The following is a 23,611-nucleotide window of genomic DNA, read 5'->3' as shown; positions in this document are numbered from 1 at the left end:
TATTACGATGCCGCCTTCAGCTTCGGCGCGGCGCCGGGCTTGGGCCGGCCAATCTTCGCCAGGGCTTCGGCACGTACGAGCTTCAGCCCCTCCTTGGCGTCGTAGCCGTGGATTTCCTTCACATCGAGCTTGCGCATGAAGTCGATGGTTTCCTGGGTGATAACCTGCCCCGGCACCATGATCGGGAAGCCCGGCGGATACGGGATCACGAAACTGGCAGAGACGAGGTCGGGACCGGCCTTGAGGCGACGGTCGATCTCGGGATCGCCGAGCCGGATATATTCGCATCCCGCCGCGTCGTAGGCCGAGTAGAAGCCGCTGCGGATATCGCCCTCATTGGTCCTGGTGCCGGCATCGCCACGGAAACTGTCGTGGAACTGCGAGAAGTTCGGCAGGTCGGGCACATCGGTCATCAGGCTCTTGACCCGCGCCTCGAAGGTCTTCTTCGCATTGGCGCCACCCTGAACCAGTCCACGATCGACCTCGCCCGCAATCTCGGCCAGCACCCTCACCAGATGCGCAACATCGCTGCGGGTATTGTTGATGTTGGACTGGAACAGCACCGAATTGCGCGAGGTCTTGTTGATCTGGATGTTGTACTCGTTTGCCAGGATTCCCTTGAACTGCGTACCGTCGTATCCGGCGGTGCCGCACACCAACGTCATGCGGGTCGGATCGAGGCAGAACTCGTCGTCGTCAAGGCTCTTCAGGACACTCGCCCAGTTTGTGCCGGTGGCCAGATAGTCGGTGAAGCCGCTCTGGCGGTATTGCGCCGGCACCATCGCGTCCGCACCGAGAATCCGGAAGTATTTCGAGATCAGTGGATTGTTGTTGACCGCTTTGCGGATCGCGAACGCGATTTCGATCGCGTTCGCTACCAGACCATAGCCCTCGAGCTCCATCTGACGCCGCGAGACGTCGAGGCTCGCGATGAGCTGCTGGTTCGGGCTGGTCGACGCGTGCGTGAACACCGCCTCCTTGAACTGTTGCTCGACGGTATGGAATTCGACGTCCTTGACCGACAGCATCGAGCCCTGCCGGATTGCCGACATCGACTTGTGGGTCGAGTTGGTCTGGTAGACGCGCAAGCGGATCTGACGCGGATCGGGAATCAGTCGGGTCTTGAGCAGCACCTCGTCCGATGGATTCTTGTCGAGCTCGGCCTGCTGCTTCTCGTAAGCCGCAACCGATTTCGGGTCGTGCATCCAGGCCTCGATCTCGTTCGCGGCGCCCATCGCGGTCCGCCGCCGCAGGAACGGCGAGAAGCGTGCAAAGCCGAACCAGGCTTCATCCCACAGGAAGATCAGATCGGGCTTGATCGCGAGGCATTCCTCCATCACCCGGCGGGTGTTATAGATGTGGCCGTCGAAGGTGCAGTTGGTCAGGTCGAGCATCTTGACGCGGTCCAGCCGGCCATCTGCCCGCGCATTCAGCAGCGCCTGCTTGATGGTCTGCAGCGGCACCGCGCCGTACATCGAATACTCGGTCATCGGGAACGCTTCGACATAGATCGGCTGGGCGCCGGCCAGAACCATGCCGTAGTGGTGCGACTTGTGGCAGTTGCGATCCACGATCGCGATATCGCCTGGCCCGAGCAGCGCCTGCACCGCCATCTTGTTGGAGGTCGAGGTGCCGTTGGTCACGAAGAACACGCGATCCGCGCCGAGCGCGCGTGCCGCCTTGTCCTGCGCTTTCTTGATGGTGCCGGTCGGCTCCAGCAGGCTGTCGAGGCCGCCGGTGGTGGCGCTGCTTTCGGCCAGGAACAGATTCAAGCCATAGAACTCGCCCATGTCGCGGATCCAGTCCGACCTGAAGACAGATTTGCCGCGAGCGATCGGCAGCGCATGGAACGTGCCGATCGGGCGTTGCGCGTATTTCTTCAGGTTGTCGAAGAATGGCGTATCGAATCGATCCTGGATCCCTTCGAGGATGGAGAGATGGAGCTCGAGGAGCTCCTCGATGGAGTAGAATATCCGCCGAGCCACATTGGCCTCGGGGTTCCCCGCCATTTCCTCGACGTCGCGATTCGACATCAGATAGATGTCGAGCTCGGGACGTACCCGCTTGATGACGTGGGCTAGCCGGAGCGCGGACGCGTCCGACTCGTCATTGATCCCCGCGGCGGCGGTCATGGTGCGCAATACCGGCGCGTCGTGACGCGAGCGCAGAGCGAACCCCTCGTTGATGACGACGGCGGCGATATTGGGGTTGAGCATCGTCGCGCAGAAGGCGTCTTCCAGACTTCCGACGATCACCGGCTCATAGACGAACGAATCGACCGGACGCCGCAACTTGCGCCATTCGGCAGCGAGAGCTGGCCACTTCTCGGAGGAGACGCCGGTGACGACCAGCGTTTCGAAATAGGGTCGCCGAGCTGCATGCGATCCGAAAGTTGACGGCACAAGCTCGGGCGCATCACCGTCGCCGTCGTCCTTGGCATCCCAGTCGCCGGCAAGCTGGCGGAAGGATCTCGTCATCAACGCCTGCGTAATGCGCGTCGCGAGAGCAAGTGAACCCGCCGCATCCCCGGCCGAGGCGGCTTCCCGCAAAGCCGCCATCAACTGCAGCCCCGGATAGCCGTGAAACTCCTCTATCACGGAGAGATCGGCCAGGGCCGCGTCAAACATCGCACGGTCGCCGCCGCGCGCCCATGCTTTGGCTGCTTCGACCAGATCGCGCCAGTTGTCTGCCCGTCCGCCGGGCCCGGAAATGAACTGATCGATGCGCTTCTCTGCAGGCTTGGCGTCCTTGGACATGTCTCTCTCCGGATCTTTGCGAGGTCGCAGCCGGATCGTGATGCCCGCTCACCTCGGTTTATTGATCCAAGTCAACGGACGCGCATCTTGAAGAGACCCGAAGCACCTCGCGATGCAATATCGTCCGAGGTGGTTGCCCGATTCCGATTGCAGGCGAGAGAGATCGGATCAGAGCCGGGTGGCCAACACGCCGGCCGGATCCTCCGATATGGGATCAGACGATTGCTTGCTTTCACCGAGCACGCTGTCGACCGAGCGAAGCCAAATCGCACTGTCGGTCTTTTCCGCCAATCCCTCGGCCCGCAGCAGATCGCGCAATTGTGCATGTGCACCGACGATGCAGAAGGCGATATGGACCGAGGCGAGCTTGTCGTGAAGGTCGTGCAACATGCGCGCCCCAGCCAAATCAATGTAGGGCGAAGCGGAGAGATCGCAGACAACCAGCCTGATATCGGACGACTTCAGCAAGGCATCCGACACTGTTTCCAGGATTGTTTCGGCATTGATGTAAAGCAGCGAGGCTTCCGGTCGAAAGGCGATGATACCGACCAATGGCTCGACGCCTTCGTGCCTCGCATCATCGGAGTAGCGGCCGGTGCCCGGGAGCCGGCCGAGGAAGGCGACATTCGGACGTGAGGCTCGCGCCAGGAGCAGGACAATCGAGGCAATCGCCGCCAGCAGAACGCCTTGCAATATCCCCAGGAGCAGCACGGATACCAGCGCAATTGCCGCAGCGTTAAAGTCGATGCGGCTGACCTGCCACATCCGCAACAGCGCGCGGATGTCCACCAGCCTGTAAACGGCAGCAAAGACGATCGCCGCCAGCACCGCCTTGGGCAGATTCGTCAGGGCTCCCGTGAAGAACAGCAGGCACAGTGCCAGCGTCGTCGAACAGATCACCAGAGCCAGGGGCGTGCGCGCCCCCGCATTGTCATTGACGGCAGATTGCGACAATCCGCCCGCCACGGGGTAGCCGTGGCCGAATGCGGCGACGAGGTTGGCCGCGCCAAGCCCCAAAAACTCCTGACGGACATCAAGGGCATAGCCATGCTTGGCAGCAAAGCTGCGCGCGGCGGAGACACCTTCGATATAGGCCAGCAGCACGCATCCCGCAGCCAGCGGGAACAGTTCGTCCGGCTCCAACAGACCAAAGCTGGGTAGTCCAAACGCCGGCAATCCCTCCGGAATTTTGCCGGTCACCGGCACGCCAAGCGATGGAAGGCCAAGCAGTGTCGCCAGCATGATCGATAGCGCCATGATCGTGAGCCCGACCGGCTTTCCCCGCAGCCACCGCTCTCCCACAAGCAGGGACAAGAGAGCGAGGGCTCCGATCGCCAGAACCAGCCAATTGATGCCGCCGAGCTGACCCGCGAGCTTGATGGCGCGATCGAAAAAATTGTGACCGCCTCCGGCAACGCCGAACAGGCTCGGCAACTGGCTCATCATGATGGTAAGTCCCGCGCCGGCCTTGAAACCGACCAGGATACTGTCGCTCACCAAGCGGACGAGAACGCTGAGCTTGAACAACCAGGCGATCAGGCACAGCAGCGCCACCGCGCAGGCGGCCAGGCTCGCGATCTCGGCATATTTCGCCGCGTCTCCGCCGGCCAGCGTCCCGACGGTCGCCGCAATCATCAGCGAGATCGCCGAGGTTGGACCTATTGCAAGCTGGCGCGACGACCCCAGCAGCGCATAGCCGATGCCGCCGAGCATGTAGCCGTAGATGCCGATCTGAGGCGGCAGGCCCGCCAGCGTCGCATAGGCAAGTGACACAGGGAGGGCGTACGCCGCAAGCGTAATGCCGGCGATGGCGTCCGAACGCAGCCAAGCGCTACGGTACTGCGCCAACCATGTCGCCGGCGGAAACAGGAAAGTCCAGCGCGATCTGCGGTTGGATGAGGTCATGAGCTGGCCTCCTCGCCTGGACTTTCGCAACGCAACAGCACAACCAGCAGCGCGATCACGGGGACACCGAGCGCCAAATTCGGGATCTGCTTGGTCGCGAAGGCGCCAAGAGCCGCGCCGAGGCCGAACGTGATACACAAGACAACGAAAATGCCGGGGAGCCGTAGCGCCCCCTCGCCAGACGCTACAGCAAACACACCTTCAATCGCCTGCCGCATGTTGCCCGTGATCATGACGGAGCTGTAGAGCACGCCTTCGACCCTCGTGAAGACGGCGCTCTGTACGGCGGCGACGAAGGAAATGCCAAGCGTTCCCGCAAGATCCGGCAGGCGATTGTGCAGGATGGCGATAGTAACCAGCAGCAGGATTTCGATCAGCGTACCGATCGCGCTGGCGCGCGCTCCGGTTGCCCGTCGCAGCCATGCAGCGACCAGGATACCGGCGGCGAATGCAAGGATCGGCGGAACGAAGTGCAGCGCCTTCGTCCAATTTCCGATCGAGCCATAAACCCACAACAGCACAAGGTTTGCGGTCTGGGCATTGGCCATCACGCCGTGGATGATCCACGTAAAGGCGTCGATATAGCCCCCGGCGAAGGCAAGCAGCAGCGCAATCGGCACCGTTTCGTCGCGGCGTATCGACGAAGCAGCGGCAGTATCCATCGTGCTCATGTCCGAAGGTCGGCTTTGACTCTTGAGGCTCCACAAGAAGCGAGCTTGCCGCCGACCAGGATTGATCTGGATCAACTGTCGCCAGCTTTCGGCAACGAGATTGGCCCCTAACTACTGGAGGCAATGCGCCATGATTACCGTCAGGTGGATCATCTCTGCCGCGCCGGAAATCTTCCTGCTGCTGTCGGTCGCGCTCGGCACCATCCTTGGCCGCGTCCGTATTTTTGGATTTTCGATCGGCACCACCGCATGCACGCTCATCGTGGCGGTCCTGATCGGGCAGCTCGGCACCTTCACATTTCCAGCGCTACTGAGAGTCATCCTCTTCAGCCTGTTCGTATTCACGATCGGGTACCGGTCGGGGCCAGAGTTCTTTGCTTCTCTGAGCATCCGGACCTTGGCGCAGGTCGCCCTCGCGCTCGTGCTTGGCGGCACCGGGCTTGTCATCGTTCTCATATTTGCCAAGGCATTCGCACTCGGTCCCGGCACCGCTTCGGGGCTCGCTGCGGGAGCCCTGACGCAATCTTCGGTGATCGGCACCGCGTCCGGCGCGCTGGCCCAACTCGGGCTCGCCAAGGACGTGCTGGAGCAGCAGGAGGCGAATATCGCCGCCGGATACGCGGTGACGTACGTCCTTGGTTACATCCTCACGCTTCTGTTCGTACCCTTTGTCGCGCCGAAATTGATGCGGATCGATTTGAAGGCGGAGGCTGCGAAGCTGGAAGCGGAGCTGTCAGGAGGAAACCCGCCGCAGACCGAAAATCTGCATTATCGAAAGTTCCAGGCGCGCGCGTACCGGGTGTCGGCAGCGGCGGGACGCACGGTCGGCGCCGTCGAAGACGAGATCGGCAGCCGCAGTGTAATCGAGCGGATCGTGCGCGGGGGAGCTGACGTCGAGCCGCATCGTGACACGGTTCTTGAAGCGGCCGACGACATCGTCATCGCGGGTCGCACGGCGGCCATTGTCGCCGCAAAGCCGATTGTTGGCACCGAAATCGACGCCGACGAGATCCTGAAGGCTCTTCCAGGCAATGTGGTCGACGTCCTCGTCGACAATCGCAAGCTCCACGGCCGCTCCGTCAAGGACGTGGCCGACCGCGTCGGCGACGCCGCGCGCGGCGTGTTCCTGCGCACCTTGACGCGGATGGGACGCGAGGTCCCCTTGAGCGCGGAGACCCGCGTCTATGTCGGTGATGTCATGACGCTGGTCGGCAGCACCCGCAACATCGAGCGCGCCGCCTCGCAGGTTGGACAGATCCTGAGCTCCGAAGACCGTACCGACATCGCATTCCTTGCCGCAGGCATTGCCATAGGTCTGCTTGCCGGTCTCGTGAGCGTCAAGATCGGGTCTGTGCCCCTGACGTTGGGAGGTGGCGGCGGCGCCCTGATTGCAGGGCTTTTCTGCGGCTGGCTGCGCTCTCGGCGGCCGACGATGGGTGCAATGCCTCCCGCAGCGCAGCAGACGCTGAGCGACCTCGGGCTCGGCGGCTTCATCGCCGCGATCGGGCTCGGCAACGGCCACGCGGCCTGGGTCGCGATCCAGTCGCACGGCTTGTTACTGGTCGGCATGGGCCTGGTCGTCACGCTGGTGCCGCTGATCGTGACCACCCTGTTTGCCCATCGCGTGCTCCGCATGAACCCGGTCATCATTTGCGGAGCGCTGGCCGGCGCCATGACGGTCGACGCCGCCGTGACCGGCGCCTGCGAAGTTGCAGAAAGCCAAACCCCCGTCCTCGGAGTCGCCGTGCCTTACGCTGTCGGCAACGTTGTGCTCACCGTGCTTGGACCGATCATCGTGGCCAGCACTTTCGCCGGCTGAAGGAGGCGCGCGTGAACCTGCGGCATGCTTCGACAGTGACCTACTTCGCCGCGGCATTGAGCATCCTGGCCTGCTTTCTAGCCCCGGGAGGCGCCGACCACAATGTTCGTATCCAGGAAGAGGTCTGGGCCTTGCCACTGCCGCTACCTATGTTCGCCTATGTGGTTCGGCCCGTCAGCGACGGACATTTCCTCATCGGCTTGCCCTACACGATTCCGATGTGGGCACCGCTCGTCGAACGATTCCTTGACGCGCAGAAATAGCCGCAGAGCTGGCGCCTGGAGGCAGAACATGATCGACGCAACTTCAGTGCTTTTGTCCGGGCGTGCGCTCGTCTGCGTGTCGATATTGTTCGCGGCGGCTGTTGCCCGACCAGCTTCAGCGCAGAATATAGCCGCGCCAAAGCCGACCCCAGAGGTAAAGTCCGCCGAAATCGCACCTCGCGGGCAGCGCGAAGCCAAGGACATCACCTATGGCGGCTGGACAAAGCTTTGCGTACGGCCTGCAGGAACGCCGATGCTGTGCCGAACCTCGATCACGGGGCGGTTTGCTACGGGTCAGATGGCAATCCGCGTGGACCTCATCGAGCGTGACGGCGACCCCATTGCGCGCCTACAAGTGTTTGTTCCCGTCGGCATGTATCTGCAGAAGCCGGTCAAGCTGACGATCGACGGGGCCAACGTCCAGTCATTGCCTTACACCTGGTGCCTGAGCAATACCTGCATTGCCGCCGACGCAGCCGATCCCAAGTTCATCAACGACATGGATGCCGGCACGGCTCTCGTCCTTGAGGTCACCGACTCCAACCTTCTGTCTCTGACGACGTCATTGCCGCTGGCACAGTTCGGCCCGGCTCACAAAGGCGCGCCTGCACAGATCCTGGAGCAGGACATCGAGGAGTGAGCAGGTGAGAACAACTCAAGCGCTCTTGGCGCAGGCGCGTTCAACCGTTGCGATCAGCTCGCTGGCCGCGAAGGGCTTGCTCAAATAGGCCGCACAGCCGGAATCGATCGCGGCCGCCTGATTTGCCTGGCTGTCGTTGCCCGTGATGTAGACGACAGGCACCTTAGCGCCGTCACTTGCCAGCTTGCGCCGCAGGGCGATACCCGACTCGCCGTTCAGATTGACGTCCAGCACGAGGCAGCACGCGTCTTCGAGGTGGCCATGACTAAGCAATGCACCGGCGGACTCGAAAACAACCGCGGTAAAGCCGTGGTTCCGCAGCAACCGCTCCATGCTTCGCCGCATCGATGAATCGTCATCCACAACGTATATTGACCTGCGTGCAAACAATGGGTGAGCTTTCTCATCGAACACTCTGCACCCGCCTCACAACGACGAGGCGCCGCAAATGTTCCTGCGCAAATCCAACGGCCAACTAGGCAGTCGTTGCCAGAATCTGTCAACAATATTTCGTATTGTCCTATCGTACAGGTCTGATCGCGAGATTGACGTCACCTACCGCAAACAGTCCGACGGTTCACGCCGGCTGCGAGCTCAGAAGTCCGAGCCGCTCGGCGACGGAGACCAGCTCGGCCAAGGACGGCACCTGCATCTTTGTCATCACCTGGTGCCGATGCGCCTTTACGGTGCGCTCGGTGGTTCCAAGCTCGTAAGCGATTTGCTTATTGATCTTCCCGCGCACGATGAGGTCGAAGACCTGTCGCTCGCGTCGCGTCAGAGACGTCAAACGAGCACGAAACGAATCCAGCTTGCCCTGTTGGCCGCGCACCACCTCTTGTCGAACCAGTGCGCGCTCGATCGCGTCGATCAACTGTTCCGAAGATACTGGTTTGGTCAGAAAGTCTTCCGCGCCGGCCTTGATCGCGCGAACAGTCGTTGCGGTATCAGCATGCCCTGTCAGGAACACGATCGGCAACGGCGAAGGTCGTTGGGCGAGGCACGCTTGCAACTCAGGGCCGCTCAGGCCCGGAATCTGCACGTCGAGCAGGATGCAGCCCGGATGTTCGGAGCCCGGGGGATCCTCGAGCAATTGTTGCGCCGACGCGTAGGTCACAACCTCATAGCCGGCAAGCTTGAGCCGACGCTGGATGGCGGTGCGAAACGATGGGTCGTCGTCGACCACATAGACGAAGCCAGGCAATGTTTTCCTCCCGACCTGTTCTTGCAAGCAGAACACCACCGCTCGCGCAAGCCTTAGAAGCAATTCAAGACGCCTCGCAGCCCGCGGTCAACATCAATGAAAGCAGCCCGCCCGCAGTGGCACGACTTCGGGCGGAATGCGCGACGTAAGCCTACGCCGCGCAATCCGACAGATGTTCTGACAGGTTTCTCATCCAGCGCACCATCGCCGTCCCTGTACTTTGGTACAATGCACCTACAGACAATGGCTGCAAAGCCTGCTTTTGGCTTAAACAACCTTTGCGGGAAGGGTGATTTATCGGCGGCTCCGTATTCCCGGTGACGGAAATAAGCTGCTCGCGATTATCGCGTCAGCACCAGTTCGGGAGTTGACCATGCTGGTTCGCAACGCTGCCGACGCTTCCTCGCGGCATCATTCACTCCGCGAGCTTGGCCTGAATACCAGTTCAAATCCGATCATCAGTTTAAACGAATTTACCTATAAAAAGGGCACCGAAATCTACGGCGAGAAAGAGCCGGCCGAATACGTCTATCAGGTCAAATCAGGCGCCGTGCGAAGCTACAAGCTCCTGTCAGACGGGCGTCGCCAGATCGGCGCCTTCCACCTGGTTGGCGACATCTTCGGGCTCGAAAACGGCAGCGAGCATAGATTCACAACGGAAGCGATCGTCGACACGACCGTACGCCTGGTTAAACGGCAGAGCCTCGAACTCGTCGCAGAAGGCGATGCCATGGTTGCCCGAAACCTGCTCAGCATGACCACCAACAACCTTCAGCATGCGGAAGATCACATGCTGCTGCTCGGCCGCAAGACCTCGCTGGAGCGGGTGGCGGCCTTCCTGCTCGAGATGGATACGCGGCTAACGGCCGCAGGAATTCTGGCCCTGCCAATGTCCCGGCGCGACATCGCGGACTACCTCGGATTGACCCTGGAGACCGTGTCCCGCGCCCTGTCCCGCCTTCACGACCTCGGCATCCTCGGCTTCATCGGCAACACCCAGCGGCAGATCATGCTCCTGGACCGGCATCAGCTCGCAGCTCTTGATGATCTCCAGAATTGAAGCCGGGCGCCGCGATTGCCGAGAGATGTTCAAGGGTCTTGCGTAACACCTCGAACAGGACTGCGGTCGACCAGCCGAACATCAGAATGCCGTTCATGGCAGTCATCGGCCCCGTCAGCCGCCATCCCTGCACTGGCGTGACATCGCCGTAGCCCAGCGTGGTGTAGTTCACGAAGGTGAAATACAGCAACTCGCTCCCCTCGGGCGCGGCACCAACCAGAGCGTAAGCCAGCGCCCAGACAAGAACCTCGACCGTGTGTGCAACCATCAAAATGACAGCTATCGTGACCATCACCGCCATCATGTGAGATCGGGGCCGCATTGTATGCTTCAATCCCGCGCTGCGGGCGATGTCGATCGCTGCAACGGTCACCAGCGCGTGAATCATGATGTTGATCACGCTAATGAAAGTGCCGAGCAGAAATTGGACAGCCATCGCGAGCTCCCTCCGACGCTGCCGGGGTTTGGTTGGTCAGCGCTGCCATCCGGCCCGCGGTATGATGCGGGCGTTTGATGCAGATCAACGTGGCGCGGGCGTGTACGCTCATTGCCCGCACCCCGGCCACCAAGGAGCCCGGTCATGACGCTCAGCTTGGCGCTCTCGGGCTACCCTTCATCAGCAGTGCCAGCGTGTGCCTGGCGATCATAAGATCCTCGTCGGAGGGGATGACATGGACCGGAATGCGGCTCGCCGGAGAAACCGCAGAATGGTCGGCGACTGCGGCATGCGTTCGGGGAAATGCGGCATCAAAGCAGGCGACCTGCGGGATTGCCGGGAAATTCGCCAGAATGGAACGGATTGGCGCCAAGTTGTGCGGCAGATCAAAAAGTGCGGACCTGGTCAACCGCTCCAGGCGGGCCATGACTTCATGATCGATTAAGACGGGGCGGTCATGCTCTGGACCGCCGTGAAGGACGCGGTGCCCGACTGCAATCGGATTTATATGAAGCTCGTCCCGCAACCAGGTGCTGGTGATGTCCATCGCAGCCGCAACATCCGGCACTGTTTCGACTGGATAAGCGCGATTGGCGAGCGGACCACCGCCAGCCTTGCTCGCCCGCAAGCGCGGACAGCGCCCGATGCCGTCCATCTGCCCCTTGAGCCGTTGCCGTAGCCTGCCTTCTCCTTCGACAGAGTAGATCTGGAATCGGAGATCAGAGGAGCCGGCATTGATGACAAGGATGGTGTCCATGGCACTCACACCGCAAATTTTGCAGCATGCCGACGCCCCGCATCGACTCTGATGGTCCGAGCAACGTCAGCGGGCGAGCCAGGCATATCCACCACCATCTCCGACCGGTCGTCGTATCTTCACCCGAGAGCTTCCATCGAGCTCATCGAGGTCAACGCTCGATTGCCAGCTGTGCGGGCGCAGCCCGTTCAGCGCGGATCCAGGCGACTGTCAACTCCCAGACGACAGACAGAATGATCGGTCCGATGAAGAGGCCGATGATTCCGTGGAAGAGAGTTCCGCCGATCACCCCGATCAGGATGACCAGCGCTGGCGTGGTCAGGCCGCGCCCCATGACGAGCGGCTTCAGGATATTGTCGAGCACCGACACGATCACGAGAAACACCGTCAGTAGGAGCGCGATCGGGAATTCCTTGTCGGTCCATATCCAGATGATGACCGGCAGGATGACGATGGTCCCGCCGATCTGCACGATCGACAGCAACAGCACCACGAAAGCAAGAAGGCCCGCGCTGGCGATGCCGGCGAGCTTGAAACCTATTCCCGCCAGCAAGGCTTGGATGATGGCAACGCCGATCACGCCTTGAGCCACCGCACGGATCGTGGCTCCTGCCAGGTCCAGAAAATGCTCGCTTTGGTCCGGCACGATGCGGGACAGAAAGCCACGCCCTGCGGCCACGAGCTGAGGTCCATACGGAAACAGCACGCCGGCCACCGCCACCGACAGCAGAAACTTGACCGTTCCCACACCAGCATTGCCGGCAAACCCAAGCAAGGTGGACGCGAATGGCTTCAAATAGGGCACGACCGCGCGCAAGAGCGACCGGAGGTTGGTCGTCGCCTGATCCCAGAGATCGAAGAGCTGAGGCCCGATGACTGGCCACTCTTTGAGCGACTGCGGCGGCGAAGGCACATGCAATTCACCGGCCGTCACCTGGGCGGCAAGATCGGTGATCCCGTCGACCGCGCCCATGCCCAGCCAGGTCGCCGGTCCGATCACCACAGCCAGGTTTACGAGCGTGAGGATCGTCGCCGCAAGCTTCGGCCGTCCGCCGAGAATGTCGCTGAGGCGCCGAAACGCCGGGTTCAGCGCAGCAGCAAGCACGACACTCCAGGCCAAAATGGGGATGAATGGACGGACCAGGAGGAGCGCCCAGACGAGCAGCAGCCCCAGCAATCCGAGTCGGATCAGAAGCTGGATGATCTCGTCTCCGGAGAATATCTGACGGAGTGTTTTCACGGACGCGCCTTCAGCCATGCCGCGCATGCTGAGGCGAACTAGCCCCTGCTCTCACGCCGCACGCTTGATCCAGATCAAGCGTCGAGCCTCTTCTAGGGCTGAGGTCCAGACAGAGTCAGCTCGCGCTCGGCCCGAAATATGTTGCCGTAGAGACTCGCTATCCATTGCCGGCCTCGGGACGTCACGTTGAGATGACGTATCGCCGGCTGGATCTGGGGAGCTACGTTACTCCAATAGAATGGCGGATATTTGTAAACGATGTCCGCTGGCGTCGCGTAGCCCAAGGTCCTGTTGAGGCCGATCTCCTCGAATTCGTAGAACAGCGCGTTGGACTTCTTCAGGTAGTTGGGATCGCCGAGCTGACCGATGAGATCGGCGGCCCGCAACAGCAATCCTTCCTCCTCGATCAGGCTATCATTGGAAGACATCGTGTAAGGAAACCGAGTGTATTCGATCGCCCGAGCAACCCGGCCGCTCGACGGAATCCAACCGCTCCAGCACGAACAGTTTTGAGCGATCGACATTCTATGGCGCGAGAGCCGCATCGGACGATTCTCGCGGCAGACGAACCGTTTTGCCGGTAACGTCCGCAACGCGCAGGCTTCCACTACGGCTCCAAAAACAGGAGGCCAAAAATGAAGCCATCCATCGCATTAGCAGTTGCATTGATGACGGTCGGGTTCGTCTTCACGAGTTCTGGGAGCGCCAACGCCGTCGCATACTGCCAATACGTGGACTATCCCGCGCATTGCGTTGCAAGACCGGGCGTCGTCCTGGGGGTGCGTCCTGTCGCGCGCGCTGGCGCACGAGAAGCAGTGCGGCCCGGCACACCGACCAATCGCGGCGGTCCGGTCGATCGCGTTGGCAGGCGCCGAGGATAGGACGCGCCAAAGCGCAAAAATGAGGGCCGGCGTCGCTGCCGGCCTCCTGAAGACATCAGACCAGGAAAGTTCAGTACCTCGCGACGACCGGATTGCTGCCCCAGCCAAACCGGTAGTTGAAGCGCACGGTGAGCATATCCACGTCCTGGGTGATCCGATCGTTCACGAAAGCAGCAAGTCGCGGATCAGCGACCGTAAACGAATTATTCCGGTGCCCCATGAACAGATGGTCGTATTCGAGACCCACCGACCAGTTCGGCGTGAAGCCATACTCGAATCCGACACCGATGACACCACCCCAGCGGGTTGCGCTTTGCGCCGCGAGCTCGGCGCCGGTCGCAGTATCAAGTACGCTGAGGCGATTGTCTGTCACCGCAGCGCCGCCTTTCACGTAGAGCAGTGACGCATTCCAGGCGTAGCCGATCTGGCCGGTGAAGAGGCCGATAGCGCTGGTTTTGGCGCGCGTGGAGAGCGTTGGATCGAACAGGCTGACGCGCTGATTGCTGAGATCCGCCCAATCGCCCTGAGCTTCCAGACCAAACACCCACTGGCTGGCCTGCCAGCGATAACCAAGCTGGCCACCGATAACACCACCGGAACGATCGCGGCAGCCGGAAGCGACGGCGACGCCGGCCGCGTCAAGGAAATCGACGCAGCTGTGGTTCTGCGCCCAGCCACCATTGCCGCCGATGTAGAGCCCCGTCCAATTGTAGATCGGAATGATCGGTGCCGGGGGCGGCGCCTTCACGGCCATATCGGCAGCCATGGCGGGTCCCATGGCCAGCGTCACCACGCCAATGGTTGTCAGCAGAAGTCTTTTCATCATGCTCTCCTTGCCGGCCGCTTTTTGATTGCTCGAACGGTGGCTTGTTGCCCTGCGATCATCCCCCAACTTCCAGCTGAAACTCTACGGGCGAGGGCACAAACTCCACGTGCCATAATGGCAACACTCAAGACATTTCGAACGTGACATCGGCATGAAGCACCAAGACATGCTGCCTATTTCTCCGGTTCGCGCTTGTCATCGTGGCCGCCAACCTCGCCGCCTCGGTCTTGCTCTATCCAGGACGGAATGTCGCTCGAGGGAATCAGCCGTCGTGGCAAAAAGGGATTGAGCGTGCCTGCAAACACGATCAATCCCTCATTGAATTTCTCTCGCGCGAAAGCCCGCGCCTCGGCTTCGCTCTCGAATGTGCGTGTCTCCCGTGGACTTCGCCGCTTCGGCAAGGTCCCACGCTTGTGCACCTCGAATGTGACGTAGCAGGTCTGCGGCATCCGCCAGCTTCCGGATCGCGATCAAGCAGACTTCTGCCGGCGAGCGATGATCGGTGAGAGCATGTTGACGTCCTAGTTGCGCCGCTCTTCACGGCGCTCCGTGCCCCCTGAACGCCTTTCCTGGCGGCGTTCAGTCCGGCCCGTGCGCCGTTCCTGACGTCGCTCGTGGCGGGCTCCCCGCCTCTCCTGGCGTCGCTCCATGCCGATCGTCTGCGCCGGCGCTTCTGTTCCTAACAGCACCGTGCCGGGTGCCGCCAATCCGAGTACAGCGGCCCATCCGGGCAATGAAAGAGCCCCGCGACGATCTAACCGTTCAAACCTTGACGTTTCACTCATGTCAGTTACTCCCGATCTTGAAGGACATTTGATTGGGCAATCCCTCGACGTGCACTCGTTGATAGTATCGATGGCAGGCGCCCCACGCCGAAGATGCGACGATCGGAGACGCTCACCAAACCTGGTTGCCAAACCAGCCGTACTGCGGCGGCCGCGCGACGAGGCGGATATTTTTTTCGATGTGCCTCCGCGCACTTTTGTTTTGACGCTGCGGCTTCACATCAGCTTTTGTCGACGGACGCGCCGGCGGTCGTTCGGCATCGGCTGCTCCTAGCTGAGCGAAGGCCTCGCGAGCGCGCCTCTGTGAGAGGTCGGCGCCCGGCAGGGCACCAGGCTCGACCTTGGCGATGTCGGTTGCGACGATCGTCGGCAGGCTAGTGTCGAGAACGACCCGCTCGGGCAATTTCCAATCGGAATGGATGCGGATGGTCGCGGAGCGCGCAGCTCCACCGTGGATGGCAGGCCGATCCTGCACCAGGGCGTCCACAACGAAGAGCATCGCGAGCAACGCACCGCCGACATAGACCAGATATCGCGAGATGGGCATTGTCGGCGCCATTGCCGCCGCAGACCTTCGTCTGGCAAGCAACGGGCCACGGCGGCAGGATTGGCGAAGAAATGCGACCTGCATGGGCATGGCTGCCTAAATCGAGCCGCCGTTGCTTCCGCCGCGGCGCGCCCCTGGTGAAGCACTTGCTGATGCATCGGTGGCGCTTCACTGGTAAGCGCACGCACGCTGCAGCAGGCTAATGTTCACCGCGTTCGAATGCGGCGTCGCTTGAGCCAGATCAACAAACTGAATTTTCGCAACACCGCCTCGCGTAGTATCGCGCGGCTTGGTCAGTGGCTGTGACATGCCCCTTGGTACAATGACCGGAAGGTCAATTGCAGAGACGTGGCACGCAACGCAGAGTTCTCACCGCGTACATCGAGCTTCTGGCAGGGAGGGACGATGATGAGTCAATTCGAGCTGAGTTCGCGCGCAGCACTTTGTCGGCAGCTCGCAAGCGAGGATGCGGCAAACCGCACCGTCTGGATGGCTGAGGCAAGAAGCTGGTCGCTTATGGCGGCAGAGGCGCTTCGTGATGAGCGCGGATCGGACGAGGGTGTCGTCGCCAGATTCTTCTTTGCGTTCAGCAAATTGGTCGCTGCGCAACAGGATCCTACGAACCGATCGGCAGAGCTGATGAAGAGCAGATCCCGAACCGCGATGCCGTCTCCGAGCTCGTCCCCGACTGCCTGAAGCATTCTGGCGAAAAGCACTCGCACAATTGCATACTTGGCTCCAGTGCAGAGAGAGCCGGCGCTGCCACCGTGACAGCGAGCTTTCCGATGGTGGGCCGCACTTGTCGGGCTGGAGTGCTATCCTCCAGATTCGCATTATTTGATCCGAACTGATCCTGCGAATTCGAAGGAGAAGCAGATTCGATTTGTTTGATTCCCTTGATCTAACGCAAATCGCCGCCCTGTTGTGGCGTTGGTGTTGTGGCGTTGAAGTTCATTTTTTGAGAACGTCCATGAAGATAAGCGCAAGGAAGATTGCCGTCGCCGCGCTCGTATGCGGCACGACGCTGTTCATTGGCTTGACCGACCGAAGCGGGATCTCGCTGCGACTCGACAACGCCCAAGCGGCCGCCCGATTGTACGTCACTCCTTATTATCGCGGTCACTACTACACGAATGACGGTTTGCCCTGGTACGCGGTACGAGCTTATTACTTCGGCGGGCCGTGGAGCTACGGCTATAGCGGCTGGCCGACTATGCGGCGCGCAACGGCACCGGATGCGTCCCAGGCTCGTTGGTGAAGGGCGGTGATGGCATCATGTATGTGTGCCAATAGAGCTTGATGATGGCGCGATGGGCGGCGCTCATTGAGCCGCCGCCTCTCGCGCCAATCTGCGCTCAGGAGATCGACGCCTAGGGGGAGGATACCATGACCTACGGTGGGCACCGCGTGTGTCCGCGTTCTGGTTAACGGCAGCTACGTCTGCCGCTAACATCTCTTGCTGGCAGTATGTACACCGCATCCTGCAGGATGAGTTCTTGCAGGATGTGCTGTTCAGGTCGAGCTTCAGATAGCTGGCGCATGGGCGGCGAGGACGCAAAATGCGATTGGCATTGGCGTGGTCATCGGCACGGTAGATTGGATGTTTCATCTCTACCGTCAAACGTGGTCCCCAGAAGACAGCTAAGCGACTTCAGCCTTTGAGCCCCGGTCAGTGCCGGGTTCATGAGACTGGCATCAAAATGATCGGTGAGTACATCTTGCAAGATGGCCGACGACTGGGGACGCGCCGGGTCGCAAGTATTGACACCGCTTTCGTCGATCAGCTCTTCGAAAGCTCTTCAAAGAAGCCAAGGGGAAGGCATGTTACCCGCTGCTAATGGCAGAGCTCGGTGCGATCAAGGAGCTGCGTCCGACAGGAGGTCTGATGTTGCGACGTGATGGGAGCAGTCTACCCTGGTTTGGCAAGGGCGAGACGCTGACTCAAGTCCAACGCATCACGAAGAAAATTATCTTGGCTGCAGGTTTACGGCCCGAGCTAACTTTTACCTCTTTCGGCCGCCACGGCGGCACGACCGAAGCAAGCACATCCGGGCTAACGGAAACGCAGCTAATGAAGAAGGGTCAGTGGTCGTCGACGGCAGCTATGGCGCACTATCTGCACGACGACGATCAGGCAAAGCAAGATGCGCAAATGAAACGCATCAAGCGCCGTGCAAAACAAGCGAAAGGAACGTTTGTCAGAATGAGAATGCGCGGCTTGTCAGAATGGAAAGGCCTTAACGCGCTAAGTTATTGAAATAATTGGAGCGGGTGAAGGGAATCGAACCCTCGTATTCAGCTTGGAAGGCTGCTGCTCTACCATTGAGCTACACCCGCGACAGGGGCTCCCTAACACGGCCGGGCGGCGGTCTCAACTGCCCAAGATCAACTGCCTAAGAGACGGCTTCCAGCGTCTGCCCGGCCCTACGAACAGCCGCTGGTTCCTCCCGACCCGCCTCCCCTTAACAACGCCGGAATTGCCGCCTATATTGAAATCTTCCGCAACCAACGAAAGGAGGTGATCCAGTGTCTTTTACCAAGCGCTGTCACCTCGCTGGGATCGCCCGCTAAGCCTTTAATAGAGGCTTGGCATCGGGGCGCTCTCAGCCCTGGACCAGCGAGCAAGAAATCGGGCGCGACGGGGGCCTTCCCCGCCGCGCCTTTTTCGTTGGCATCGCGCGCCGGCTGCTCAGGCGGGCGGCTCGCCGGCGAGGACCTCGCGGATCCTCAACGACAGGTCCGCCTTCCGGTACGGCTTCCTCAGCAGCGCAACGCCGGGACCGAGCTGACCCTCGTGGTCGAGGGCGTTGTCGGTATAGCCGGACGTATAGAGCACCCTCATCCCCGGGCGGAGGCGCCACACGGCCTCGGCCAATTCCTGCCCGTTCATGCCGCCGGGCATGATGATGTCGGTGAACAGCAGATCGAATTGGGCGCCCTGCTGCACCAGCGCAAGCGCGGTTGCGCCGTCGCCGGCTGCGAGGATGCGATAGCCGAGGCTGCCGAGCTGGGCGATGACATAGCCCTGCACCAGCGGATCGTCCTCGACGACGAGAATCGCCTCGTGCCCGCGTGCCGCCGCGGGCGCCTGGAGCGAGCCGGTCCTGGCCTGCGCTCCGCCCGCAGATCGCGGCAGAAACAGCCGAATCACGGTGCCGCGGCCTTCCTCACTCTCGATCGCAACGCTGCCGCCGCTCTGCTTGGCGAAGCCGTAGACCATGCTGAGGCCGAGCCCGGTGCCGCGACCGACCCCTTTGGTGGTAAAGAACGGCTCGAACACGCGGTCGCGGATGTCGGCGGGGATGCCATGGCCCGTGTCGGCCACCGCAACCATGATGAAGGCGCCGCGCGTGGCATCGCCGTCACCAGCACCATCCGCGCCATCGAATTCGCGGTTCGCGGTCTCGAGCGTCAGCGTGCCGCCGCCAGGCATCGCATCCCGCGCATTGACGGCGAGATTGATGATCGCCGACGACAGCTGCGACGGATCGGCCATCGCCGGCCAGGCGTCGTCCGCGAGGCGGGTCACGATCTCGATGTTTCCGCCCAGGATCGGCTTCAACAGCTTCGCCGTCTCGAGCACGAGGCCGTTGACGTCGATCTCGCGCGGCTCCAGCGGCTGCCTACGCGCAAAGGTCAAGAGCTGCGAGGTGATCTCCGCGCCTCGCGCCGCCGCATCGTCAATGAGCTGGGCGATCGCGGCGAGGTCGGGCTTGTCCGCCAGCCCCTCCCGGATGATCTCGATGGTGCCGGTGATGACAGTGAGCACGTTGTTGAAGTCATGCGCGACGCCACCGGTGAGCTGACCGATCGCATCCATCTTCTGCGACTGGCGAAGCCGCTCCTCCGTCTCGTGCTGCTCGGTCAGATCAGTAGCCGAACCGCGATACCCCATGAAGCGTCCATCGGCGCTGAACACCGGCTGGCCGTTAACGCTGAAATGGTGCGCGCGGCCAGCCGCATCGCGGCCGCGATACTCGAACTTCCGGAACGGCTCGTGGCGATCCAGCGTGGCCCAGTGACTGCGCCATTTCTGCGGCTCGGCATCGTGGTCGAAGGCGGCGTCTGAACGGCGCCTGCCGATCAGCGCCTTGGGGTCCATGCCGAAAGCACCGGCCCGATCTGAAATATAGGTGAACACGTGATCCGGACCGGTCTCCCAGAACCAGTCGGATGCGGTCTCGGCATAGTCACGGAAGCGCTGTTCGCTCGCGCGGGCGTTCTCCTCGGCATGCCGCCGGATCTTCAGGTCGCGCTCGAGATTCCCATTGGCCGCGCGCAGCTCGCCATAGGCATGTTCGAGGTTGGCGCACATGGCGTTGAAAGCAACGACCACCTTGTCCAGCTCGTCGGCCTCGTCAGGCGGCCGGCGCTCCAGGCGCAGCGGCGGCGGCGGCCGGCCGAGGCTGTACTTGCCGACGTACTCGGCGATCGCGACGAGATGCCGGGTCACCAGCAGATGAAACATGTAGATGATGAACAACGAGACGAGGAACGTCTTTGCCGCCTGGCTTGCCAGAATGACGAGGGCCCTGTTCAACAATTGCTGATAGACGTCGGTCAGCGTCGCCTCGACCCGGAGCGTGCCGATGGCACGCGAGGTCCCCTGCACCATCGTGCTCAGCGGAAACTCCCGGGTCATGATCGAACGAGTGTTTCGCTCGCCGACTTCCACGCGGATCGGATTGGGCCGATCGGCGATCTCGCGGACCTCCGCCGCACGGATGTCGGGCAGCCGCAGAATGCCATCGAGCTGGAGCTTGAGCTGGTTCTGGTCGAGATTCCACAGGCTCTCTCCGAGGCTGCCCGTAGTGCTGCGGCCGATCTCGTCGAGCCGCGTCTCAATCAGTCCGACCTCACGATTGTAATCCAGATAGAGCTGGAGCGCGGTCAGGGTCAGCGTCACGACCGATGAGAACAGCAGCACGGCGGCAAGCAGCCGAGGCCCGACGCCGCTGCGCGACCAGTTGAAGATCCGCGACAGGAGCGCCGCGAACATCGGAGGCGCGAACGGGGCGCCGATGCCGGTCAAATCCTGCTTCGAAGCCGCCGGCGCAATGGCGCGGCCACGCTTGATATCATCGTCACCTGCGTCGCCCATGCACCATGTCCTCGAAAATGGCGGCACCTGCTCAGCTTACCGATCGCAGCCGCGAGCAGGTGAACGGTTGAGGCGCTGCCTCAGCACGCGATACACGTGGCGATCTTGTCGGCCGATGATCCTGTTGGCCCTTGGGCGGCTTGAGCTCGACGGGGTCATATCTTGCGCCCAGCAGCAGGCTTCCCAGGCAAACTACCACCTCGCGTGCTAGAATGACATCGGTGAAAGTCCGGAGCCGCCATACAGCGGGAACGCGCTCTCAACGTTGCGGACCGGCGCAGCCGCCATCTCCGGTAGATCGCGGCACCGGAATCCGATGGTAGCAGGGCACGCCCAAGAGGCATGGCCAGGGAGATGCGTCATGAGGCGGATAGTCGTGGTCTGCCTGTTGCTGCTCGCGGCAGGCCCGTCGCAGGCGCAAGAGGTCATCAGGCTGGCGCGCATCGCCGATATCCCCGATCAATATGTCGGCGGCGAGATGCTCCGCGCGGTCTATGCCCGGCTGAACATCAAGCTCGAATTCGAGGATGTGCCCGGCAAGCGCGCGCTCGCGCTGTCGAGCACCGGCGAGGTCGACGGCGAGGTCCAGCGGATCGGAACGCTCTCTCGCGACTATCCGACGCTGATCCAGGTGACACCTGCGATCAATTACATCGAGCCTACTGTCTTCACCACGAAACTGCAGTTCGACGTCGCCGGCTGGAATTCAATTAGGGACTACAGCATCGGCATCGTACGCGGCGTCGGCTCGTCGGAAGCCGGTACGCGCGGCATGACCCGGGTCACGGCGACGACAAGCCTCGACAACATGGTCAAGATGCTCGACGCCGACCGCATCGACGTGATGGTCACCGACCTCTTCAGCGGGTTGGCTGCGGTGAGGAAGCTCAATCTCCAGGCCAGGATCCATCCGCTCTCACCACCCCTCGAGCGCATCAGCATCTACCACCATCTGCATGAACGGCATCGCGATCTCGTGCCGAAGGTCGGAAGGATGATCGAGCAGATGGAGGCGAGCGGCGAAATCGCCCGGTTGCGGGAAACCCTGATCAAGCAGGTGCTGAGCGGGATGTGACACGCGGTCAGGTCGTGCGAGTCCGCTGCCGCACCGCAACCGCCGCGATCAACAGCCCGACGCACCAGGCCATGGCCGCCCGCGGCGGCTCGCTGCCGAGAAGCACGGTGAAGATGCCCGCCAGCAGGCTTGGCGCCATCGCCTTGCCGGACCTGCTCGCGAGCGAGAGCAGGAACGGCATCGCGGCGATCGATATCTGCACGACGTTCATGGTCGCAGGCTGTTTCGCAAGCATTGGGCTTAGAAGCCGCAAACGTTCATTGCGCGCGGGCGCTTGCCGCGCCGGCTTTCAACGATGCGCTCGCCGCCGCTCTCGGCCGAGCTGTCGTAATAGCGATGGTGGCCGCTCTGGTCGTGCAGATCCGCAAGCTCCGACTTTCCCGTCCGACGCGCGTCGCAGATGATCTTGATGGTCGACATGGCCGCCTCCGAAGTGCTCTTGGTGGCAATCAGTCGCGCCGATTTCGCGCGGCGTTCACACCTTTCGGCCGCAATCGGGTTTCGGGAAGGTTTCGTCGCCGCACCCGCGACGCAATATTTTCCGCAGCCCCATTGTCGGCTGCGACGGTGGTGCTACGTCCTTTGGACGCGCGCAGCGAAAATCAACGAGGTGACGATGCTTTACGCCATCCTGGCCTATCATGTGGAAGACGAGATCTTGTCCTGGACGCCCGAGAAGGACGCCGCGGTCGTGGCAAAGGTCATCGAGGTTCAGGCTCCCCTCCGGGCAAGCGGGCATTTTGGCCCGGCCGCCCGCCTGGATGAGACCCGAAAGGCCCGCACCTTGCGCGGCCCCGGCGCGGGGGTCGTGCTGGACGGCCCATTTGCCGAGACCAAGGAGCAGCTTCTGGGCTTCCACCTCGCCGAGTACGACACGGAAGAGGCGGCGATCGCGGCGGCGCGAACGCTGCGCCAGGTCAATCCCTCAGCGGTCTACGAAATCCGCCCGGTCAAGCTTTACGTGCCGGCCGACGGGTTCGGCGCGACGCCCTCCGGCGAATGAACGGCAGGCCTAATTGTCCGTCCCGGTGGGCCCGACATAGAAGCGCTGGATCAGCAGCCCGCCGAAGGCGATGAACCACACGAACGGCGCGACTTGCGGCGCGAACGCCGCAACGACCGTGCCCGGGATGAACACCAGCAGCGGAAACAACGAGGCCATGATCTCCTGGCGCCAGCCGCCCAAGATCCTCCACCACAGCCAGGCATTGAGGCCGGCGATTGCAGTCAGGTGCAGGCCGTAGAGCACGGCGACCGCACTGCTCGTGGCGTAGTTGGTGTAGAGGCCGTTGGTCACCGGCAGCAGCACGATCGACAGCAGGAAGAACAAATTGAGGATCACCGCGCCGCGGCTGCCGACGGGCTGGCGCGCCAGCCGCCGGTGATGGCTGATCCAGAACACGCCGGCGATGATGAAGCTGAGCGCAAGACCCGCGAGCTTGCCGGAATAGACCCGGGCGAGATCGTTCCAGTCCGGCGCGCTGGTGAAGACCGCGGCCCTAGGCAGATCGTAGGCGAGCAGCGTCATGGCGACGCCAAAGATGGTGTTGCTGAGCGATTCCAGCCGTCGCATCTCGAACTGGTCGGATTTGAGCTCGGTCATGCCGGGTGGCGCTTTTCGGAATGGAACCTTGGGCCGTCTTGTCCC

General features: G+C 61.9%; 23 protein-coding genes, 1 tRNA gene and 2 pseudogenes. 9 read left to right on the top strand and 17 right to left on the bottom strand.

Annotated elements, in window-relative coordinates; genetic code table 11:
* Nucleotides 1-2 precede the first annotated feature (2 nt).
* From IVB42_RS05325 to IVB42_RS05315, 3 genes are all read right to left on the bottom strand, one after another.
* Nucleotides 3-2,756, bottom strand: coding sequence for a decarboxylase (locus IVB42_RS05325; protein ID WP_247362274.1), 2,754 nt, complete (start codon nt 2,754-2,756; stop codon nt 3-5).
* Nucleotides 2,757-2,924: 168 nt separating this feature from the next.
* Nucleotides 2,925-4,661 carry a SulP family inorganic anion transporter gene (locus IVB42_RS05320; protein ID WP_247362271.1) on the bottom strand — a complete coding sequence of 579 codons (1,737 nt, stop codon included), beginning with the start codon at nt 4,659-4,661 and terminating at the stop codon, nt 2,925-2,927.
* The gene (locus IVB42_RS05315) at nt 4,658-5,332 is read right to left on the bottom strand and encodes a YoaK family protein (RefSeq protein ID WP_247364666.1); all 675 of its coding nucleotides are present in this window, start codon (nt 5,330-5,332) and stop codon (nt 4,658-4,660) included. Before IVB42_RS05315 ends, IVB42_RS05320 begins: the two co-directional genes overlap by 4 nt.
* Before the next feature lie 130 nt (nt 5,333-5,462).
* On the opposite strand from IVB42_RS05315, the gene IVB42_RS05310 reads away from it, so the two are divergent.
* Genes IVB42_RS05310 through IVB42_RS05300 form a run of 3 tightly spaced genes read left to right on the top strand, consistent with a single transcriptional unit; the run spans nt 5,463 to nt 8,054 of the window.
* Nucleotides 5,463-7,151 (top strand): transporter, encoded by a 1,689-nt coding sequence (locus IVB42_RS05310; protein WP_247362270.1) that lies wholly within the window; start codon nt 5,463-5,465, stop codon nt 7,149-7,151.
* Nucleotides 7,152-7,162: 11 nt separating this feature from the next.
* A complete protein-coding gene (locus tag IVB42_RS05305; RefSeq protein ID WP_247362267.1) occupies nt 7,163-7,414 on the top strand; it encodes a hypothetical protein in 252 nt (83 codons plus the stop codon).
* 28 nt (nt 7,415-7,442) lie between these two features.
* A complete protein-coding gene (locus IVB42_RS05300; protein WP_247362265.1) occupies nt 7,443-8,054 on the top strand; it encodes an invasion associated locus B family protein in 612 nt (203 codons plus the stop codon).
* A gap of 15 nt (nt 8,055-8,069) precedes the next feature.
* Here IVB42_RS05300 and IVB42_RS05295 read toward each other — a convergent pair whose 3' ends face one another.
* The gene (locus tag IVB42_RS05295) at nt 8,070-8,417 is read right to left on the bottom strand and encodes a response regulator (RefSeq protein ID WP_345956893.1); all 348 of its coding nucleotides are present in this window, start codon (nt 8,415-8,417) and stop codon (nt 8,070-8,072) included.
* Nucleotides 8,418-8,631: 214 nt separating this feature from the next.
* Complete coding sequence (locus IVB42_RS05290; RefSeq protein ID WP_247364663.1) at nt 8,632-9,255, bottom strand: response regulator; 624 nt, start codon at nt 9,253-9,255, stop codon at nt 8,632-8,634.
* Between the two features lie 373 nt (nt 9,256-9,628).
* Here IVB42_RS05290 and IVB42_RS05285 point away from each other — a divergent pair, with 373 nt between their 5' ends.
* Nucleotides 9,629-10,315, top strand: coding sequence for a helix-turn-helix domain-containing protein (locus IVB42_RS05285; protein WP_247362263.1), 687 nt, complete (start codon nt 9,629-9,631; stop codon nt 10,313-10,315).
* Here IVB42_RS05285 and IVB42_RS05280 read toward each other — a convergent pair.
* The 4 genes and pseudogenes from IVB42_RS05280 to IVB42_RS05265 form a co-directional block, all read right to left on the bottom strand.
* Entirely contained in the window at nt 10,263-10,751 is a 489-nt protein-coding gene (locus IVB42_RS05280; RefSeq protein WP_247362262.1) for a potassium channel family protein, read from the bottom strand. The two genes, IVB42_RS05285 and IVB42_RS05280, sit on opposite strands and share 53 nt — an antisense overlap.
* A 262-nt stretch (nt 10,752-11,013) precedes the next feature.
* A pseudogene (locus tag IVB42_RS05275) lies at nt 11,014-11,508 on the bottom strand (acetate kinase); the annotation flags it as partial.
* A gap of 151 nt (nt 11,509-11,659) precedes the next feature.
* On the bottom strand, nt 11,660-12,775 hold the full coding sequence (locus tag IVB42_RS05270) for an AI-2E family transporter (protein WP_247396143.1): 1,116 nt from the start codon (nt 12,773-12,775) through the stop codon (nt 11,660-11,662).
* A 65-nt stretch (nt 12,776-12,840) separates the two neighbouring features.
* Nucleotides 12,841-13,327 (bottom strand): annotated as a pseudogene (locus IVB42_RS05265) (metal-dependent phosphohydrolase); the annotation flags it as partial.
* Between the two features lie 89 nt (nt 13,328-13,416).
* On the opposite strand from IVB42_RS05265, the gene IVB42_RS05260 reads away from it, so the two are divergent.
* Nucleotides 13,417-13,629, top strand: a complete 213-nt coding sequence (locus IVB42_RS05260; protein ID WP_247364660.1) for a hypothetical protein — start codon at nt 13,417-13,419, stop codon at nt 13,627-13,629.
* Nucleotides 13,630-13,699: 70 nt separating this feature from the next.
* Here the strand turns inward: IVB42_RS05260 and IVB42_RS05255 are convergent, their stop codons facing one another.
* The 3 genes from IVB42_RS05255 to IVB42_RS05245 form a co-directional block, all read right to left on the bottom strand.
* Nucleotides 13,700-14,455, bottom strand: a complete 756-nt coding sequence (locus tag IVB42_RS05255; protein ID WP_247364656.1) for an outer membrane beta-barrel protein — start codon at nt 14,453-14,455, stop codon at nt 13,700-13,702.
* A gap of 173 nt (nt 14,456-14,628) precedes the next feature.
* Nucleotides 14,629-14,904 (bottom strand): hypothetical protein, encoded by a 276-nt coding sequence (locus tag IVB42_RS05250; protein ID WP_247362258.1) that lies wholly within the window; start codon nt 14,902-14,904, stop codon nt 14,629-14,631.
* Between the two features lie 448 nt (nt 14,905-15,352).
* Complete coding sequence (locus tag IVB42_RS05245) at nt 15,353-15,739, bottom strand: hypothetical protein (RefSeq protein WP_247364649.1); 387 nt, start codon at nt 15,737-15,739, stop codon at nt 15,353-15,355.
* 1,018 nt (nt 15,740-16,757) lie between these two features.
* Here IVB42_RS05245 and IVB42_RS05240 point away from each other — a divergent pair.
* Nucleotides 16,758-17,045 (top strand): hypothetical protein, encoded by a 288-nt coding sequence (locus IVB42_RS05240; RefSeq protein WP_247469815.1) that lies wholly within the window; start codon nt 16,758-16,760, stop codon nt 17,043-17,045.
* Between the two features lie 627 nt (nt 17,046-17,672).
* Complete coding sequence (locus tag IVB42_RS05235) at nt 17,673-18,044, top strand: hypothetical protein (RefSeq protein WP_247362254.1); 372 nt, start codon at nt 17,673-17,675, stop codon at nt 18,042-18,044.
* Nucleotides 18,045-18,050: 6 nt separating this feature from the next.
* On the opposite strand, the gene IVB42_RS05230 is transcribed toward IVB42_RS05235, so the two are convergent.
* Both IVB42_RS05230 and IVB42_RS05225 read right to left on the bottom strand, forming a co-directional pair.
* Nucleotides 18,051-18,124 (bottom strand) — tRNA-Gly (locus IVB42_RS05230).
* A 352-nt stretch (nt 18,125-18,476) separates the two neighbouring features.
* Nucleotides 18,477-20,888, bottom strand: coding sequence for an ATP-binding protein (locus IVB42_RS05225; RefSeq protein ID WP_247362252.1), 2,412 nt, complete (start codon nt 20,886-20,888; stop codon nt 18,477-18,479).
* A gap of 361 nt (nt 20,889-21,249) precedes the next feature.
* Between IVB42_RS05225 and IVB42_RS05220 the strand changes: the two genes are divergently transcribed.
* A complete protein-coding gene (locus IVB42_RS05220) occupies nt 21,250-21,963 on the top strand; it encodes a transporter substrate-binding domain-containing protein (RefSeq protein ID WP_026233506.1) in 714 nt (237 codons plus the stop codon).
* A 7-nt stretch (nt 21,964-21,970) separates the two neighbouring features.
* On the opposite strand, the gene IVB42_RS05215 is transcribed toward IVB42_RS05220, so the two are convergent.
* Nucleotides 21,971-22,174 carry a hypothetical protein gene (locus IVB42_RS05215; protein WP_247396157.1) on the bottom strand — a complete coding sequence of 68 codons (204 nt, stop codon included), beginning with the start codon at nt 22,172-22,174 and terminating at the stop codon, nt 21,971-21,973.
* Between the two features lie 29 nt (nt 22,175-22,203).
* Nucleotides 22,204-22,383, bottom strand: coding sequence for a hypothetical protein (locus IVB42_RS05210; protein ID WP_247362250.1), 180 nt, complete (start codon nt 22,381-22,383; stop codon nt 22,204-22,206).
* 196 nt (nt 22,384-22,579) lie between these two features.
* Here IVB42_RS05210 and IVB42_RS05205 point away from each other — a divergent pair, with 196 nt between their 5' ends.
* Nucleotides 22,580-22,966: a YciI family protein gene (locus tag IVB42_RS05205; protein WP_247396156.1), complete on the top strand. Its 387-nt coding sequence runs from the start codon at nt 22,580-22,582 to the stop codon at nt 22,964-22,966.
* A gap of 9 nt (nt 22,967-22,975) precedes the next feature.
* Here the strand turns inward: IVB42_RS05205 and IVB42_RS05200 are convergent, their stop codons facing one another.
* A complete protein-coding gene (locus IVB42_RS05200; RefSeq protein ID WP_247299708.1) occupies nt 22,976-23,566 on the bottom strand; it encodes a TMEM175 family protein in 591 nt (196 codons plus the stop codon).
* Between the last annotated feature and the right edge of the window lie 45 nt (nt 23,567-23,611).

The organism is Bradyrhizobium sp. 45, assembly GCF_023073155.1.
Classification (GTDB): Bacteria; Pseudomonadota; Alphaproteobacteria; order Rhizobiales; family Xanthobacteraceae; genus Bradyrhizobium; species Bradyrhizobium canariense_D.
The sequence above is the reverse complement of the archived record's forward strand: the minus strand, read 5'-3'. Positions and strand labels throughout refer to the sequence as shown.